Raw genomic sequence first — 15,690 nt, 5'->3', positions numbered from 1 at the left:
GTGACTGTACACTCACTCTCTGGATCTCCGCAAGTGGTTCCCGTCTTGTGGTTGACAGCGTGCCCTCAGCTCAGGGCGACCAGCCCCGTGAGACCCGCCAAGACGACGCACAGCGGCGCCATGGTCCACCGCTCCGGCCGTGACCGGGAGGCCGCGTTCAGAACGATGCCGAGCAGGAAGTACCCGGCCAGAACCCAGCTCGCGATACTGACGACCGCGGGCCACGGGATGACCTCGGCCAGCCCGGCCCGCTGCAGAATGAGCACCGCGAAGATCAGGTAGAGACCGATCGAGGTGGCGCTGCCCAGGCGCTTGCGGATCGGCAGGACCCGGTCTTGCCCGCCCCAGGCGAAGTGCCCCAGCGGAGCTCCGGCGATGAGCGCGGCCTGGAAGATGATCAGTGCGACCATCAGCACGCAGAAGGTCACGGCGGCGCCCGCCACGAGGCCGGCGCTCACCGCGGCACCGCACTCGAGCCGGCAGCACTCGCGCCGGAGATGCCGTCGAGAACGCCCAGCGCCTCATTCGCCCAGGCGAGCGACGCGCGTGCGGAGTGCTCACCGGCCAGCACGGTGAGCAGGATGTACGGCGCATCCGGGCCGGTGTCGGACTGCAGCTCGGCGCGGATGTCCCGCAGCCCGGAGAGTTCGGCCTCGGCCTTGGCCCGCGTGTTCATCACGAGCCGCCGACAGGCCTCCTCGCCCAGTTGGCGCCCGAAGAACAGTCGCAGCAGCACGCCGTTCCGCGGCTTCACCGGCTGCGGCGCCTCGGCGAGCAGTTCACGCAGGCGCGCACTGCCCTGCGGGGTGATGGCGAAGGTGGAGGAGCCCGCCCGGAGGGCCGCCTGGCGCTCGATCAGCCCCTGGCGTTCGAGCGTCGCCAGGGCCGGATAGATCTGCCCGAAGCTCTCCGCCCAGAACTGCCCGAGGGCGTCGCGGATCTGCTCCCGCAGGGCGTAGCCGGTCATCGGGGCGATGCTGAGGCCGCCGAGAACGGCCATCTGGGTCTGGTCTGACGCTGCCATGGGTGACTCCTTGATTCGCTCTACATATATCTATCAGATATGTAGCGCAGAAGCGACCCCCCTTCAACGACCCTCAGCGACCGCCCGTGAAGACCGTGGACCAGTCCTCTGCGATGCTCACCACGGTCCAACCGAGCACAGCAGCACGGCCGAGGGCCCTTTCGGCCCCCGAGGTGTACGCAAATTCCCGCCGGTCGTCGTCGTGCCGGATGATCATCGAGAATTTCGCGGATTCAAGCATCTCGACGTCGACATCCGCGTTGCCGCCGGCGAAGACAGGCAGTCGACCGGTCTGCGCAAAGATGTGCTCCGGCTTGCCCGGGCCGATGTCGAGGCCGCCGAGCACGGAATCGGTTCGGACGATCGTGCCGTCGACGTACCGGTAGTCCGCCGCCGTGCCGATCACGTTCTCCTTGTAGATGCCCCAGGTCTCTTCGGCGAAGGTGCGCATGAAGTCGCGCCCACCGCCGGAGCACACGAAGACCCTGAAGTCATGGGACCGGAGAAACTCGATCAGCTCGAGCATCGGCCGGTATACGAGGTCGATATACGGCTTGTCGAACTTGGGCTGCTTGACCGTCTCAAGCCAGACCCGCACCTCGGCGTCGAAGTCCGCCGGGGTCACTCCGTTCCAGGAGCGCCCGAACGCGGAGAGCAGCGCCGTGATGGTCTCCGGGTCCTGCGCCAGGACCCGGGCGAAGAATGCCTTGTCGTGTTCCACGAGCGCCTTGTAGGGCTGGATGCCCGCCAGCGACGGGTCAGCGGCGACCTCCCTGCCCCACCGGCGAAAGACGAAATCGAACTGAGGGGGAACCGGCTGCTCACTCCACAGGGTGCCGTCATTGTCGAAGGCGGCGATGCGATCGGCCACGTCGATGAAGGCGGGGCCTGCAGTGGTCGCCGCCGCCACGAACGCGCGCACGGCGCGCTCGGCCGGCCCATCGGTCCAGCTCGGTAGGTCGCTGCCGGTCATCTCGGCTCCTCTCGGCGGGCACGCCCTGCGGACGCCCTCGGTTGTCTGATGGGGACACTTCCCCCGAGCAGGCAGGCGCGCCTCATCCGGGAGGGGTGAACCTCGCATGTCTGACCAATCAACGGCATCCTCTTGCATTCCCACCGAATTCCAGTAGCGTATGACGTCAGACGTTCTACATCCCGGTTCTACCCCCCGTGATGAATCCCACAGACGAGAGGCGAAATCATGCTTGCAAACCTCACCGGATGGCACATGGTCATCATCCTGGCGATTGTCCTGTTGTTGTTCGGCGCTCCCAAGCTCCCGGGCCTGGCCCGCAGCGTCGGTCAGTCGATGCGCATCTTCAAGAGCGAGGTCAAGACCCTGAAAGACGACGACAGCACCGATGCGCCCGACCCGACGGCCGGACCGGCCCACCCCGGCGCTCCGGTTGCCGAGCCCATCCCCCTCCCGACGCGCGCCTCCACCCGGATCTGACCCATCGTGACCACCGTCACGAAGGTGAAGTCCGCCCGCGACGGGAGGATGACGCTGGGCGGACACCTGATCGAGCTGCGCAAGCGGATTACCCGCGCAGCCATCGGAGTCCTCGTGGGCGCCGTTGTGGGCTGGTTGCTCTCCGAGCCTGTGCTCGACGCCCTTCGTGTTCCGATCGGGAACATCGCCCAGGCCCAGGGGCGCACCTCCGAGCTCAACTTCACCACCATCTCCGAGGCGTTCGATCTTCGAATGCAGATCGCCGTCACCGTGGGCGTCGTGGTCTCCTCACCGATCTGGCTCTACCAGATCTGGGCATTCTTCATGCCCGGCCTTGCCCGCCGGGAGAAGCAGTTCGCGATCGCGTTCGTCGCCTCCGCGGTGCCGCTGTTCCTGGCCGGCTGCGCGGCAGGTTGGTTCGTGCTGCCCAATATGGTCGCCCTGCTCACCTCGTTCGCCCCGGAGGACTCGGCGGCGATCATCAGTGCCAAGGGCTACTACGACTTCGTGCTCAAGCTCGTGGTCGCCATCGGCATCGCCTTCGTGTTGCCGGTGTTCCTGGTGCTGCTCAACTTCGCCGGCGTCCTGAGCGCCAGATCGATCCTCGGCTCGTGGCGGATGGCCATCGTCGTGGTGATCGTCTTCACCGCTGTGGCCACCCCCGCCGCCGACGTGATGTCGATGTTCCTGCTCGCCGTCCCGATGATGCTCCTCTACTTCGTGGCCGGCTTCATCGCCTGGATCCACGACCGACGGGCCCGAAAGGCCTCCGACCGGATCGACCAAGAACTGGCCGGCCTCCGATGACCGGCCGAGCTGCTCCAGCGAGCTTGAAGACCAGACAGTGATTGAAGACAAGCCAGTGAAGGAGTTGCCGCCATGTTCGGATTGACGTTCGACAAGCTCATCATCATCGTGATCATCGCCGCGTTCCTGCTCGGCCCCGAACGCATTCCGCACTACGCCGCCGTGCTCGGCCGGTTCGTGCGCAAGGCCAAAGAACTGGCCAACGGTGCCAAGGACCGCCTCAAGGACGAGATGGGCCCGGAATTCGACGACATCGACTGGAAGAAGCTCAACCCACGCCAGTACGACCCCCGCCGGATCATCCGCGATGCCCTGCTGGACGAAACGCCGCCCGACCTCTCCACCCCCTCCACCCCCTCCAGGAAAGGCTCCACCCCGTGAAGATCGCCCGCACCAGCACCCCCGGCCTCGTTGTAGGCATCGGTCACAACGCCGACCCCCAGGCCGCTCTACCCGTACAGGCGTGGCTCAAGTCGGTGCGCACCGTGGCCAACGACGGCGACGAGATCGTGCTGGCGGCGGATGCGGGTACCGTCGTGGCCGAGGGAGAGCTCGCGGTCGTCATCGGCCGCACGGCGAGCCGGTTGACGGTGGAGAACGCGCTCGAGCACGTGCTGGGCTACACGATCGTGAACGACGTGACCAGCGCCGAGCGCAACGCCGTGGACAACAAGAACTTCGAGAGCAAGGCCGGCATCAACTACACGCCGCTGGGCGGGTGGATCGAGACCGAGATCGCCGACCCGGAAGCCCTCGAGATCGTCGTGGAGGTGAACGGCCAGGTCGTGGCCAGCTCAGGCACCTTCAACCTGCCCTCCCGGGTGGTCGACACCCTCGTCTACGTCACCCGGTGGATGACACTGGAGCCGGGCGACGTGGTCATGACCGGGTCGCCGAACACCGCGGCGGAGCTGAATCCGGGTGACGAGGTGGCGATCACCATCCCCGGCATCGGCACCCTTCGCAACACGGTCCGCTGAGCGTACGGATGCTGTTGGACCTGCCCGAAGCGGAGCTCCACGCCTACCGGAGCGCCCAGGTCGACCCGGACGACTTCGACGAGTTCTGGTCGGACACCCTGCGGTCGTCCCGCCGGCATCCGCTGGCGCTGGCCGTTCAGAAGGTCGACGCCGGCCTGGCCACCCTTGACGTCTACGACCTCACCTTCTCGGGCTTCGAGGGGGAGAGGATCAAGGCCTGGCTGCGGGTGCCCGCCGGCACCACGGATGCCCTGCCCACGATCGTGCAGTTCCACGGCTACGGACGCGGGCGGGGTGATGCCATCGAGAACCTGCTCTGGGCTTCGGCGGGCTACGCGCATCTGGAACTGGATACCCGGGGTCAAGCCTGGAGCGGCTCACGGGGGAGCACGCCCGACCGCACCGGCTCCGGGCCCCAGGTTCCCGGCTTCCTCACCCGCGGGATCGACTCCCGGGAGACGTACTACTACCGGCGACTGATCGTCGATGCCGTGCGGCTGGTCGACGCGGCCGGGGAACTGCCGCTGACCGATCCGGCCCGGGTACTCGTCACCGGCATCAGCCAGGGCGGCGGACTCGCGCTGGCCGTGGCCGGGCTGGTGCCGGGCCTGCGAGCGGTGGCGGCCCGGGTGCCGTTCCTCTGCGACTTCCCCCGGGCGATCATGATCACCGATTCCAACCCCTACAAGGAAATCGCGAATTACCTGTCCTGGTACCGCGACCGAGCCGGCGCGGTACTGCAGACGCTCGCCTACTTCGACGGCGTGAACTTCATCAGGCGCGCCTCAGCGCCGGTGTGGCTCTCGGCGGCTCAGATGGACCCGATCTGCCCGCCCTCGACCGTTTTCGGTGCATTCAACGCCTACGACGGACCGAAGGAGATCACCGTGTGGCCGTTCAACGGCCACGAGGGCGGTGGTGTCGATGACGAGCAGCTGGTGCTCGACATCGCGCGACGGACGTTGGCGAACGGTTAGTCGACGACGCTCTTCAGCGCGGCCTTCTCCAGGGAGCGACGAAGCGGCTGGTAGTGAGCCACAACCGCAGCCCGATAAGCCTCCAGGTCGCCAGCCTTGGCAGCCTCCAGCATCGCGCCGTGGGCGCGGGCGGTGTCGTCGATGTCCGCGGCCGGGGCGATGCCGAGCTTCGGGTACAGCACCGTGTTGATCTCCCAGAATGCGGTGACGAGCTGGCCGACCAGGGTGTTGTCGAGATACGCGAGCAACCGGGTGTGGAAGGCCAGGTCTTCCTCGGCGAAGGCCGTGCCGGACGCCGACTTCTCCACCATGGTCGACACCAGGCCCTCGAGGATCTCGTCGGTTTCGCCGTGCAAGGCGTCAATGATCTGCTGGGCCATGACGATGTCGAGGGCCTCGCGCACCTCGATCACTTCGCGCAGCGCCGCGAAGTCATCCTGCGGGCGCAGAACGCCGCGGAAGACCAAACCCTCCACCAGGGGGGCAAGGGAGAGCTGGCCGACATAGGTGCCGTAACCGTGTTTGACTTCCACGATGTCAAGCGCCGCAAGGGTTCGGATGGCCTCACGAACGCTGGACCGGCTAACCCCCAGTTCAGCGCAGATTTCGGTCTCCGTGGGCATGAGATCGCCGGACTTCAGGCCTTTGGTGAGGATGAAATCCTTGATCTGGTCGGTCACGGAGCTTCGTTTCCGGGATGTGTCGGAGGCGAAAACTCCTGCTTTCGAATCGTCGATATTCAGCATCCGTGCTTGACCTTTCACTCGAGTATGTATAACTTCAATCTAACACGTAGGACGTCTGACGTCTGATTAAGCTTTCCGAACATGAACGAAAGGCAATCCGATGCTTCACGAAACACTTCAGGGGAAGACTAGCCGTAGGGCCTTCCTCCAGGTCGCAGGCGCAATGGGCTTGGTGGCAACACTGTCAGCCTGCAGCGGCCCCGCCTCTACCAACAGCGTGGCACCGGCCACCGCCGACGGCCCGGGCGTTGACAAAAACGGAACCATTGAAGCGGGCATCTCCTACGCCCTCTCCACCGGTTTCGACCCGATGACCACCACCGGCGCCGTCACCGTCGCCGCCAACTGGCACGTGCTCGAAGGTCTCGTCGAGCTCGACCCGGTCACCCGCGAGGTCTACGCGGCACTCGCGTCCGAGCTGCCCACGGTCAAGGGCAAGACCATCACAGCGGTATTGCGCGAGGGAGCGGTCTTCCACGACGGCAGCCCGGTAACGGCAGACGACGTCGTCTTCTCGTTCCAGCGCGTGCTCGACCCGGCCAACGCGTCGCTGTACCTGACCTTCCTGCCGTTCGTCGACTCCATCGCCAAGGTCGACGACAGCACCGTCGTGATCACACTCAAGCAGGAGACCGCCCTCGCACTGGAGCGTTTGTCGGTCGTCAAGATCGTTCCCCAGGCTCTGGTCGAGGCCGACAAGGTCGCCTTCGACTCCCTGCCCACCGGAACCGGCCCGTACAAGATGCTGTCCGCAGTCAAGGACGACAAGATCATGTTCGAGCGCTTCGACGCCTACACGGGCGCCCGCCCCGCCCTGGCCGCGGCGATGACCTGGAACCTGCTCTCGGATGCCGCCGCCCGCGTCACCGCCGTGCAGTCCGGCCGGGTGCAGGCCATCGAGGATGTGCCCTACATCGACGTCGCATCGCTGAAGGATGCCACGGTGGAGTCCGTGCAGTCGTTCGGTCAGCTGTTCATGATGTTCAACACCTCGGTCGCCCCCTTCGACGACAAGCGCGTTCGTCAGGCATTCCGGTACGCCATCGACTACGACAAGCTCATCAACACGGGCATGCTCGGCCAGGCCACCGCGGCCACCAGTTACCTGCAGAAGGAACACCCGTCGTACCAGAAGGCCAAGACGGTCTACACCTACGACCTGGCCAAGGCCAAGAAGATGCTCAAGGCCGCCGGCGTCGACGGACTGTCGATCACGCTGCTGGCCACCGACACCAGCTGGGTCAAGGACGTGCTGCCGCTGATCAAGGAGGACCTCGACGCCGCCGGCATTGCCACCACCATCGACACGAACCAGTCCGGGGCGCAGTACAAGACCGTCGATGAGGGCAACTACACGGTGATGGTCGCCCCCGGTGACCCGTCGGTGTTCGGCAACGACGCTGACCTTCTGCTGCGCTGGTGGTACGGCGCCGCCACCGTCTGGCCCACCAAGCGGTACCGCTGGGCCGACTCCGCCGAGTTCGCCGAACTGACCGGATACCTCGACGACGCCATGGCGACGTCGGATGCCGCCGAGCAGAAGAAGCTGTGGGGCAAGGCGTTCGATCTCATCGCCGAAGAATGCCCGGTGTACCCGCTGGTGCACCGCAAGCTGCCGACGGCCTGGAATGAAGACGCCATCACCGGCTTCAAGCCGGTGGCCTTCACCGGCCTGTCCTTCCTCGACGTGGCTCGCACGGCTCAGTAATCCAACGGGGGCCGGCCGCCTGGCCGGCCCCCACTCCATTCCTTCTTAGAGGAGACATTTGTGACCGCGCTGCTCAGGCTCATGGCCCGACGAATCGCCGTGCTCCCGATTATGATCCTGGGCATCACCGCCCTCGTCTTTTTCGTTATGCAACTCGCGCCGGGAGACCCGGCCATCAACGCCCTCGGGGAAAGCTCGTCAGAGACCGCCAGAGAGGCGTATCGCGAAGACGCGGGCCTCAACGACCCCCTGATCGTGCGTTACCTCACCTTCCTGGCCAATCTGGTGCAGGGCAACCTCGGTGTCACCGTGCCGCCGGCCAGCAAGGTGACCACCCTGATCGGCTCCGCCTTCCCCCTCACCGTGCAGCTGACCATCATGGGCCTGCTCATCGCCGTGGTGCTCTCACTCACGCTCGGCGTGACCGCGGCCCTCTACCGCGACCGTTGGCCCGACCAGCTCATCCGGGTGGTGTCCATCGCCGGCATCGCGGTGCCGTCGTTCTGGCTCGCCATCCTGCTGATCCAGAACTTCGCCCTCGGACTCGGCTGGTTGCCCACCGGCGGCTACGTCAACATCAACGACTCCTTCACGGGCTGGCTGGGCACCATGATCCTGCCGGCGATCTCGCTCGGCATTCCGGTTGCCGCCTCCCTCACCCGGGTGGTGCGCACCTCGATGGTCGAAGAACTCGACCGGGACTACGTGCGCACCGCCATCGGCAGCGGCCTGCCGCGCAGCGTCGTGGTGAGCCGCAACGTACTGCGGAACGCGCTCATAACCCCGGTGACGGTGCTCGGCCTGCGGGTCGGCTACCTCATCGGCGGCGCGGTCATCATCGAGGTCATCTTCGACCTGCCCGGAATGGGCAAGCTCATCCTCAACGGTGTGACCAACAACGACATCAACCTGGTGCAGGGCGTCACCCTCACCGTTGCGCTGGCCTTCGTGCTCGTCAACATCGTCGTCGACATGCTCTACCTGCTCATCAACCCACGGATTCGGACGGTGTAACGATGCGTCGATCACTCAACGCACGACTGAGCGTGCCCGCCCAGCGCTTCGGCGCCATGCCGCTCGGCTCCAAGATCGCCCTCGCGTTCTTCGGCCTGGTTGTGCTCCTCGCCATCCTCGCGCCGGTCATCGCCCCGTACGACCCGCTCAAATCGGGCATCCCGGCACTGCCGCCCTCGTTCGAGCACCTCTTCGGCACCGACCGCAACGGCCGCGACATCTTCTCCAGGCTGCTCTACGGTGCCCGGTTCTCCCTGGCCATCGGCCTGGGCGCCACGTCGCTGGCTCTCATCGCCGGTGCGATCATCGGGTCGATCGCAGCCACCGCATCCAAGTGGCTGAGCGAAACCATCATGCGGATCCTCGACATCATCATGTCGTTCCCCGGCATCGCCCTCGCGATCGTCTTCGTTGCCGTCTTCGGCAAGGAACTGCCGATCCTGATCTGCACGATCGCGTTCCTCTACGTTCCGCAGATCGCCCGGATCGTGCGCGCCAACGTGATGGCCCAGTTCGGTGAGGACTACGTCTCGGCCGAGCGGGTGATGGGCGCCCGGCTGCCGCACATCCTGTTCTGGCACGTCGCCCGCAACTGCGCCGCCCCGATCATGGTGTTCGTCACCGTGCTCGTCGCCGACGCGATCGTCTTCGAAGCCAGCCTGTCGTTCATCGGCGCCGGCGTGCAGGACCCGGCACCGTCCTGGGGCAACGTGATCTCCTCCGGCCGCAACCTGCTGCTCAGCGGCGGCTGGTGGGCCACCTTCTTCCCCGGCATGCTGATCCTGATCACGGTGCTGTCGCTGAACATCCTGGCCGAGGGACTCACCGACGCCCTGGTGAAGCCGGCCACGAAGAACGCCAAGGCCGTTGCGGCCGTGTCAGCGGCCGACAGCGCCACCACCATGACGGTGTCCGTGGTGGAGGTCGCCGCGGCATCCGTGCCCCTGGAAGTTCACCTGGCCCAGCTGCGACTGATCGAATCCACCCGCACCGACCGGCTCGTGTACACCGGAGACGCGGCCCCACTGCTCGAGGTGAAGAACCTGAGCATCCGCTTCCCGGATCGGCACGGGGACATCGCCATCGTCGACAACGTGAGCTTCTCGGTTCGGCCCAGCGAAACGATGGCCCTGGTCGGCGAGTCCGGCTGCGGCAAGAGCATCACCAGCCTCGCCATCATGGGGCTGCTGCCAGACACCGCCGAGATCACCGGCCAGATCCTCTTCGAGGGACGCGACCTCTTGACCATGCCCCGCAAGGAGCGTCAGGCGCTGCTCGGACACGAGATGGCGATGGTCTACCAGGATGCGTTGAGCTCGTTGAACCCGTCGATGCTCGTCAGCGCCCAGCTCGGCCAGCTGATCAAGCGCGGCGGTACCCGCAGCGCCAAGGATCTGCTGGAACTCGTGGGCCTGGACCCCGTGCGCACCCTGAAGAGCTACCCGCACGAGCTCTCCGGCGGACAGCGCCAACGGGTGCTGATCGCCATGGCTCTCACCCGGGACCCCAAGCTGATCGTGGCCGACGAGCCCACCACCGCGCTGGACGTGACGGTGCAGGCCCAGGTCATCGACCTGCTCAACGACCTGCGCGAGAAGCTCGGCTTCGCGATGGTGTTCGTCAGCCACGACCTCGCGTTGGTCGCGGAGCTGGCGCACCGCATCACGGTCATGTACGCCGGGCAGGTGGTGGAGTCCGCTCCGACCACCGCGTTGCTGATGAGCCCCCGCCACGAGTACACCCGGGGCCTGCTCGGTTCGGTGCTCTCCATCGAGGACGGCGCCACCCGGCTGCACCAGATCCCCGGCACGGTGCCCTCGCCGCGCGACTTCGCCACCGGCGACAGGTTCGCGCCACGGTCGAGGTCGGGCGACGCGGTACGGGCCACCCGCCCGGAGCTGCGGCCGGTCACGGGCACCCTGCACCTTGTGTCCACCCACAACGATGCCCTGCTGGCACCGGATGACGAACTGGAGACCACACGATGAGCACCGCCAACGAGATTCTGCGGCTCGACGACATCCACGTCATCCACACCGCCCGCACCGGAACCCTGTTCCGCCGGGACAAGGTGCACGCCGTCAACGCGGTGAGTCTGACCCTCAACCGCGGCGAGACCATCGGCATCGTCGGGGAGTCCGGCTGCGGCAAGTCCACCCTCGCCAGGGTGATGGTGGGACTGCAGGAGCCGACCAGCGGCACGGTGTCGTTCAAGGGACGCAACATCGTCAAGCGTGACCGGGCCACGGCCCGGGCCTACGGCAAGTCGGTGTCCATCATCTTCCAGGACCCCTCTACCGCGTTGAACGCCCGCATGAGCGTGCACGATGTGCTGATGGACCCGCTCCGGGTGCACGGCATCGGCACCCTGGCGCAGCGAGAGGCCCGGGTGCGCGAGCTGCTCGACCTCGTCGGGCTGCCCGCCTCCACCAGCGACGTCTTCCCCGGTCAGGTCTCGGGCGGTCAGCGTCAGCGCGTGGCCATCGCCAGGGCACTCGCGCTCGAACCCGACGTCATCATCGCCGACGAACCGACCAGTGCCCTGGATGTGTCGGTGCGCGCCCAGATCCTCAACCTGTTGAGCGACCTGAAGGTGGGGCTCAACCTCGGCATGGCCTTCATCTCCCACGACATCCAGACCGTGCGCTACGTCTCCGACCGGATCGTCGTCATGAAGTCCGGTTCCGTGGTCGAAGAAGGATCTGCAGAGCAGGTCTTCACCAACCCGACCGATCCCTACACCCGCACCCTCCTCGGTGCGGCCCCCAGCCTTCTCATCCATAACTAAAGAAAACAGGAGCACCAACTATGTCAGCACCCACCTTCGGCGGAGTCGTTCCCCCTCTTGTCACCCCTCTCACAGCTGACGGAGCCATCGATCTCGAGTCCTTCGAGCGGCTCGTCAACCACCTCATCGACGCCGGCGTCGACGGCCTGTTCGTGCTGGGCTCCTCCGGCGAGGTCGCCTTCCTCTCCGACGCCGACCGCACCCTCGTCCTCACCGAAGCCGTGCGCATCTCCGCCGGCCGCGTCAAGGTCATGACCGGCGTCAACGACATGACCCCGGCGCGCGTCGTGGCGCAGATCCGCCTGGCCGAGGCCGCCGGCGTCGACGCGATCGTGGCGACAGCCCCGTTCTACACGCTGCCGAACCAGGCCGAGATCGAAACCCACTTCCGTCTGCTCGCCGCCGCGACGACGCTGCCGATCTTCGCCTACGACGTCCCGGTGCGGGTGCACAACAAGCTCAGCCTCGACATGCTCATCCGCCTGGGCACCGAGGGCATCATCGCCGGTGTCAAGGACTCCAGCGGTGACGACGTCGGCTTCCGCCGGCTGGTGATGGCCAACCGGGCCGCCGGCAGCCCCCTGGTGGTCTTCACCGGCCACGAGGTCGTCGTCGACGGCGCCCTGCTGCTCGGCGCCGACGGTGTGGTGCCCGGCCTCGGCAACGTCGACCCGAAGCGCTACGTCGACCTGTTCGCCGCGTCGAAGGAGGGCGACTGGGAGGCCGTTCGCCGCATCCAGGACGAACTGTCCGAACTGTTCGAGATCGTCTTCCAGGCCTCCGGCGTCAGCGGTGAAGCGGCCGGTCTCGGCGCGTTCAAGACCGCCCTCGCGCACCTGGACATCATCTCGACCAACCGGATGTCGCCGCCGGTACCCGCCCTCACCGGCGACACCGTCGAGCGGATCCAGGCCATCGTCGACCGCGCAGGCCTGCTGGTGCGATGACAGTCACACTCGGCGTCGACCTCGGCGGCACCAAGATCGCGGCGGGACTCGTCACCCCCGGTGGTGTTGTCACCCGGCAGCGCTCAGCGCCGACGCCGGCGGCCGAGGGTCCGGAGGCCATTCTCCAGACCATCGTCGACCTCGCCACCAGCCTCACCGCATCCGCACCCGGCGTCGTGATCGCCGGGTGCGGGATCGGCGCGGCGGGTGTGATCGACCCGGTGAGCCGCACCGTGCAGTTCGCCACGAGCTCCCTGCCCGGCTGGGCGGGAACGCGGCTCGGCGCCGAGATCGAGCGCCGGCTGGGCATGCCCGTGGCCACGGTCAACGATGTGCACGCACACGCCATCGGCGAGGCGGTGCACGGCGCCGGCCGGGGCGAGCGCACGGTGCTCGTGATCGCCGCGGGCACCGGGATCGGCGGTGCGCTCGTGATCGACGGCGTGCTGCAGGCCGGTCGGCACGGGGCCGCGGGCCACTACGGCCACGTCCCCGCCACGGAAGCCGCGGGGCTGTCCTGCACCTGCGGCGGTACCGGCCACCTTGAGGTCATCGCCTCGGGGCCCGCGATCCTCCAGGCGTATCTGCGCCGCGGCGGAACCGAGCCAGGGGACACCCGGGAGATCTTCGCCAGAGCCGACGCCGGTGACGCCCTGGCGGCAGAGGTGATCGGCGTCGCCGCCACCGCGCTGGGCCGCTCGATCGGCGGCTCGATCAACAGCGTCGACCCCGACCTCGTCATCGTCGGCGGGGGCCTCGCTGCCGCCGGTTCCCGCTGGTGGAATACCGTGGAGAGCCAGGCCCGCGCCGAAGCGATGGGCCTGCTGGCCGGCTGCCGGATCGTGCCGACCTCCCTGGGCGCGAACTCGGCCATCGTCGGCGCGGCTTCCCTCATCAACACCGCCGCCCCCGCACTCCCCAACACCGCATCTCTGACACCGTGAACGGATCTATTCCATGACGCACGCCCACCTCGCCGCGCTCAAGGGCGGCCTCATCGTGTCGTGCCAGGCCTACCCGGCCGAGCCCATGCGGCACCCCGAGACCATGACCCAGATCGCCGAAGCCGCCGTGCGCGGCGGCGCCGTGGGCATCCGCGCCCAGGGTCTCGACGACATCCGCTTGATCCACGAGCGCGTGGCGCTGCCGCAGATCGGCCTCTGGAAGGACGGCGATGATGACGTGTTCATCACGCCGACCCTCGAACATGCACTGGCCGTGATCGCCGCCGGCGCCGAAATCGTCGCCATCGACGGCACCCGTCGCGCCCGGCCCGACGGCCTGAGCCTGGCGGAAACCATCGACCGCATCCACGAGCAGACGACCGCCCTGGTCATGGCTGACGTGGGGTCGGTGGCTGACGGCATCGCCGCCTACGCAGCGGGCGCCGACTGTGTGGGCACCACCCTGTGCGGCTACACCGGGGAACGGACGAAGACCGACGGACCCGACCTCGAGGTGCTGCGTATCCTCGCTGCCGTCCTGCCGATCCCGGTCATCGCGGAGGGCCGCGTTCACACCCCGACCCAAGCGTCGGCCTGCATCGACTCCGGGGCGTTCGCCGTTGTCGTCGGCACGGCCATCACGCATCCGACGACCATCACCACCTGGTTCGCGGAATCGGTCGCGCGCTGACCCGCTAGAAGTCCGCAGGGTCGAGTCCGGCGGTGCGTCCGGCCCGGTCTGTGGACGGACCGGTGAAATAGTGCATGCCGCACCCCGCGAGCAGCGCCCCGGCGCCGCCCCAGACGAGGTCGCCGATCGAGTCGTTGTAGCCGACGAAGATCTCCGGGTCGAGGAAGGTGTGCCCGACCCACTCGAAGACCTCCCAGAGCACGCCGAGCGCCAAGCCCAGCGCCGTGGTCACCACGGCGGCGGACAGCACGGGCCGGGGGAGCGTGCCCGCGTCGGCCAGGATGCCGAACTGCACAAGGACTATGTAGAGAAGCGCGGCGCAGAGTCCGTTGGTGAGGAAGTGCACCGGCAGGTCCCACCAGCGAGTGGTGATGTAGATCCCCAGCACGCTGCTCCAAACCGCCACGAGCACCACGGCGCCGAAGGCGATGTCAACGCTCGGCCGGAGCTCCAGGAACCGGGGGAGCAGCATGGCCACGGCCACCACCGCCAGGCTCAGCCCCGACATCGGGCCCCAGCCGATGCCGGCGACGACGATGCCGACCACGGCCAGCGCCCGCAGCGCGTCGGCCGTGGCTTCCGCGACGCCGGACGGCCGTCGCAGCAATGTATGGATCATGGCCAGCACACTAGTCGGATTGGCGGCCGGCGGAGGAGCGCGCCGGGTGGGGTGCCGCGTGCCGCAGTACCGCTTGCACGGGCTCGTGGTCGGACGCCGACCGGCCGTCGAACCTGGCGGCGTTGATACCCGTGCTCGCCACCTCGACGCCGGGCCCCACCAGCACGTAGTCGATGCGGGCCCCGCCGCGCCGCTGGCGCCGGTATCCCGAGAAGGTGCCCCACTGCGGGGTCAGGCGTTCGGCGGCCACCAACCAGGAGTCCCGAAGCGCACCTTCCCCGGTCAGACGCCGGTAGACGGCGGATTCCACGGTGGCGTTCAGGTCACCGGTCACCACGATCGCGGCGTCAGGTTCGGCGGCGTGAGCGCTGTTGACCAGGGCCAGGATGAACTCTGCCGAGGTGAGCCTGGAGCGCCAGGAGAGGTGGTCGAAGTGGGTGTTGAAGGCCAGCAGGCGGGTGCCCGTGGCGAGATCGGTGAAGTCGGCCGACACCACCACCCGCCGGGTGAGATTGCCCCAGGAGCGCGACCCGTGCGCGTGCGGCGTGGCCGAAAGCGCCCGCTGTTGCCATGCGGTCAGATGCAGGCGCCGGCTGTCGTAGAAGATCGGATTGTGCTCGTCGCGCCCGGCGGCATGCCGGCCGCGGCCCACCCACCGGTAGTGCGGGCCGAGCGCGTCGGCCACAAAATCCACCTGGTCGACCAGCGCCTCCTGTGCGCCCAGTAGCGTGGGCTGCTCCGCCGTGAGCAGGCGATGCAGCAGCAGTTTGCGGGCATCCCACCGGTCGGGGCTGCCCGCCCTCAGGGTGGGCACCCGGCGGCGGATGTTGTAGGTCATCACCTGCAGGTCGGGCGCGCTCACCGCACCGATCAGCGCCGCATCCGTCATGCGACCCACCGTACCCCCGGTCGGCCGGGGTGCCATCCCGGGCCCGGCCACGCCCGCGAGCATCTGGGAAAGGGCTTGCCGGGCATCGCCGCAATCGGCTACC

Annotated in this window: 18 protein-coding genes; 12 read left to right on the top strand and 6 right to left on the bottom strand. The window is 67.5% G+C overall.

What is annotated here, in order from left to right; genetic code table 11:
* Window positions 1-65: 65 nt before the first annotated feature.
* The 3 genes from E3T61_RS05005 to E3T61_RS04995 form a co-directional block, all read right to left on the bottom strand.
* Window positions 66-458, bottom strand: a complete 393-nt coding sequence (locus E3T61_RS05005; RefSeq protein WP_241992393.1) for a hypothetical protein — start codon at window positions 456-458, stop codon at window positions 66-68.
* Window positions 455-1,024 carry a PadR family transcriptional regulator gene (locus tag E3T61_RS05000; RefSeq protein WP_134639788.1) on the bottom strand — a complete coding sequence of 190 codons (570 nt, stop codon included), beginning with the start codon at window positions 1,022-1,024 and terminating at the stop codon, window positions 455-457. Before E3T61_RS05000 ends, E3T61_RS05005 begins: the two co-directional genes overlap by 4 nt.
* 73 nt (window positions 1,025-1,097) lie before the next feature.
* The gene (locus E3T61_RS04995) at window positions 1,098-1,997 is read right to left on the bottom strand and encodes an HAD family hydrolase (RefSeq protein WP_134639787.1); all 900 of its coding nucleotides are present in this window, start codon (window positions 1,995-1,997) and stop codon (window positions 1,098-1,100) included.
* A gap of 228 nt (window positions 1,998-2,225) precedes the next feature.
* Here E3T61_RS04995 and tatA point away from each other — a divergent pair, with 228 nt between their 5' ends.
* The 5 genes from tatA to E3T61_RS04970 all read left to right on the top strand — a co-directional run bounded on the left by tatA (window position 2,226) and on the right by E3T61_RS04970 (window position 5,241).
* A complete protein-coding gene (tatA, locus tag E3T61_RS04990) occupies window positions 2,226-2,477 on the top strand; it encodes a Sec-independent protein translocase subunit TatA (protein ID WP_134639786.1) in 252 nt (83 codons plus the stop codon).
* A 6-nt stretch (window positions 2,478-2,483) separates the two neighbouring features.
* Complete coding sequence (gene tatC / locus E3T61_RS04985) at window positions 2,484-3,284, top strand: twin-arginine translocase subunit TatC (protein WP_338145510.1); 801 nt, start codon at window positions 2,484-2,486, stop codon at window positions 3,282-3,284.
* A gap of 72 nt (window positions 3,285-3,356) precedes the next feature.
* On the top strand, window positions 3,357-3,665 hold the full coding sequence (locus E3T61_RS04980) for a twin-arginine translocase TatA/TatE family subunit (RefSeq protein ID WP_134639785.1): 309 nt from the start codon (window positions 3,357-3,359) through the stop codon (window positions 3,663-3,665).
* Complete coding sequence (locus E3T61_RS04975; RefSeq protein WP_166793147.1) at window positions 3,662-4,264, top strand: fumarylacetoacetate hydrolase family protein; 603 nt, start codon at window positions 3,662-3,664, stop codon at window positions 4,262-4,264. Before E3T61_RS04980 ends, E3T61_RS04975 begins: the two co-directional genes overlap by 4 nt.
* An 8-nt stretch (window positions 4,265-4,272) precedes the next feature.
* Window positions 4,273-5,241: an acetylxylan esterase gene (locus E3T61_RS04970; protein WP_134639783.1), complete on the top strand. Its 969-nt coding sequence runs from the start codon at window positions 4,273-4,275 to the stop codon at window positions 5,239-5,241.
* Here the strand turns inward: E3T61_RS04970 and E3T61_RS04965 are convergent.
* Complete coding sequence (locus E3T61_RS04965; RefSeq protein ID WP_241992392.1) at window positions 5,238-5,921, bottom strand: FadR/GntR family transcriptional regulator; 684 nt, start codon at window positions 5,919-5,921, stop codon at window positions 5,238-5,240. The genes E3T61_RS04970 and E3T61_RS04965 overlap by 4 nt on opposite strands.
* 283 nt (window positions 5,922-6,204) lie before the next feature.
* Between E3T61_RS04965 and E3T61_RS04960 the strand changes: the two genes are divergently transcribed.
* The 7 genes from E3T61_RS04960 to E3T61_RS04930 are packed head-to-tail and all read left to right on the top strand — an operon-like array spanning window position 6,205 to window position 14,079.
* Window positions 6,205-7,695, top strand: a complete 1,491-nt coding sequence (locus tag E3T61_RS04960) for an ABC transporter substrate-binding protein (RefSeq protein ID WP_338145509.1) — start codon at window positions 6,205-6,207, stop codon at window positions 7,693-7,695.
* A 60-nt stretch (window positions 7,696-7,755) separates the two neighbouring features.
* Complete coding sequence (locus E3T61_RS04955) at window positions 7,756-8,709, top strand: ABC transporter permease (protein ID WP_134639780.1); 954 nt, start codon at window positions 7,756-7,758, stop codon at window positions 8,707-8,709.
* A 2-nt stretch (window positions 8,710-8,711) separates the two neighbouring features.
* Entirely contained in the window at window positions 8,712-10,697 is a 1,986-nt protein-coding gene (locus E3T61_RS04950) for a dipeptide/oligopeptide/nickel ABC transporter permease/ATP-binding protein (RefSeq protein WP_134639779.1), read from the top strand.
* The gene (locus E3T61_RS04945) at window positions 10,694-11,497 is read left to right on the top strand and encodes an ABC transporter ATP-binding protein (RefSeq protein WP_134639778.1); all 804 of its coding nucleotides are present in this window, start codon (window positions 10,694-10,696) and stop codon (window positions 11,495-11,497) included. The genes E3T61_RS04950 and E3T61_RS04945 overlap by 4 nt, the downstream gene beginning before the upstream one ends.
* 20 nt (window positions 11,498-11,517) lie before the next feature.
* Window positions 11,518-12,444 (top strand): dihydrodipicolinate synthase family protein, encoded by a 927-nt coding sequence (locus tag E3T61_RS04940; protein WP_134639777.1) that lies wholly within the window; start codon window positions 11,518-11,520, stop codon window positions 12,442-12,444.
* Complete coding sequence (locus E3T61_RS04935) at window positions 12,441-13,388, top strand: ROK family protein (RefSeq protein WP_134639776.1); 948 nt, start codon at window positions 12,441-12,443, stop codon at window positions 13,386-13,388. Before E3T61_RS04940 ends, E3T61_RS04935 begins: the two co-directional genes overlap by 4 nt.
* A 13-nt stretch (window positions 13,389-13,401) precedes the next feature.
* Entirely contained in the window at window positions 13,402-14,079 is a 678-nt protein-coding gene (locus E3T61_RS04930) for an N-acetylmannosamine-6-phosphate 2-epimerase (RefSeq protein WP_134639775.1), read from the top strand.
* 4 nt (window positions 14,080-14,083) lie between these two features.
* Here E3T61_RS04930 and E3T61_RS21835 read toward each other — a convergent pair whose 3' ends face one another.
* Complete coding sequence (locus E3T61_RS21835) at window positions 14,084-14,698, bottom strand: DUF2238 domain-containing protein (protein WP_166793146.1); 615 nt, start codon at window positions 14,696-14,698, stop codon at window positions 14,084-14,086.
* A gap of 10 nt (window positions 14,699-14,708) precedes the next feature.
* Window positions 14,709-15,587, bottom strand: a complete 879-nt coding sequence (locus E3T61_RS04920; RefSeq protein ID WP_134639774.1) for an endonuclease/exonuclease/phosphatase family protein — start codon at window positions 15,585-15,587, stop codon at window positions 14,709-14,711.
* Between the last annotated feature and the right edge of the window lie 103 nt (window positions 15,588-15,690).

The organism is Cryobacterium lactosi, from assembly GCF_004403945.1.
Lineage (GTDB): Bacteria > Actinomycetota > Actinomycetes > Actinomycetales > Microbacteriaceae > Cryobacterium > Cryobacterium lactosi.
The sequence above is the reverse complement of the archived record's forward strand: the minus strand, read 5'-3'. Positions and strand labels throughout refer to the sequence as shown.

Coding starts and splice junctions, on each gene's coding strand:
- E3T61_RS04995 (WP_134639787.1), bottom strand. CDS start 1,997: ATGACCGGCAGCGACCTACCGAGCTGGACCGATGGGCCGGCCGAGCGC.
- E3T61_RS05000 (WP_134639788.1), bottom strand. CDS start 1,024: ATGGCAGCGTCAGACCAGACCCAGATGGCCGTTCTCGGCGGCCTCAGC.
- E3T61_RS21835 (WP_166793146.1), bottom strand. CDS start 14,698: ATGATCCATACATTGCTGCGACGGCCGTCCGGCGTCGCGGAAGCCACG.
- E3T61_RS04930 (WP_134639775.1), top strand. CDS start 13,402: ATGACGCACGCCCACCTCGCCGCGCTCAAGGGCGGCCTCATCGTGTCG.
- E3T61_RS04980 (WP_134639785.1), top strand. CDS start 3,357: ATGTTCGGATTGACGTTCGACAAGCTCATCATCATCGTGATCATCGCC.
- E3T61_RS04945 (WP_134639778.1), top strand. CDS start 10,694: ATGAGCACCGCCAACGAGATTCTGCGGCTCGACGACATCCACGTCATC.
- E3T61_RS04950 (WP_134639779.1), top strand. CDS start 8,712: ATGCGTCGATCACTCAACGCACGACTGAGCGTGCCCGCCCAGCGCTTC.
- E3T61_RS04935 (WP_134639776.1), top strand. CDS start 12,441: ATGACAGTCACACTCGGCGTCGACCTCGGCGGCACCAAGATCGCGGCG.
- E3T61_RS04970 (WP_134639783.1), top strand. CDS start 4,273: ATGCTGTTGGACCTGCCCGAAGCGGAGCTCCACGCCTACCGGAGCGCC.
- tatA (WP_134639786.1), top strand. CDS start 2,226: ATGCTTGCAAACCTCACCGGATGGCACATGGTCATCATCCTGGCGATT.
- E3T61_RS04940 (WP_134639777.1), top strand. CDS start 11,518: ATGTCAGCACCCACCTTCGGCGGAGTCGTTCCCCCTCTTGTCACCCCT.
- E3T61_RS04920 (WP_134639774.1), bottom strand. CDS start 15,587: ATGACGGATGCGGCGCTGATCGGTGCGGTGAGCGCGCCCGACCTGCAG.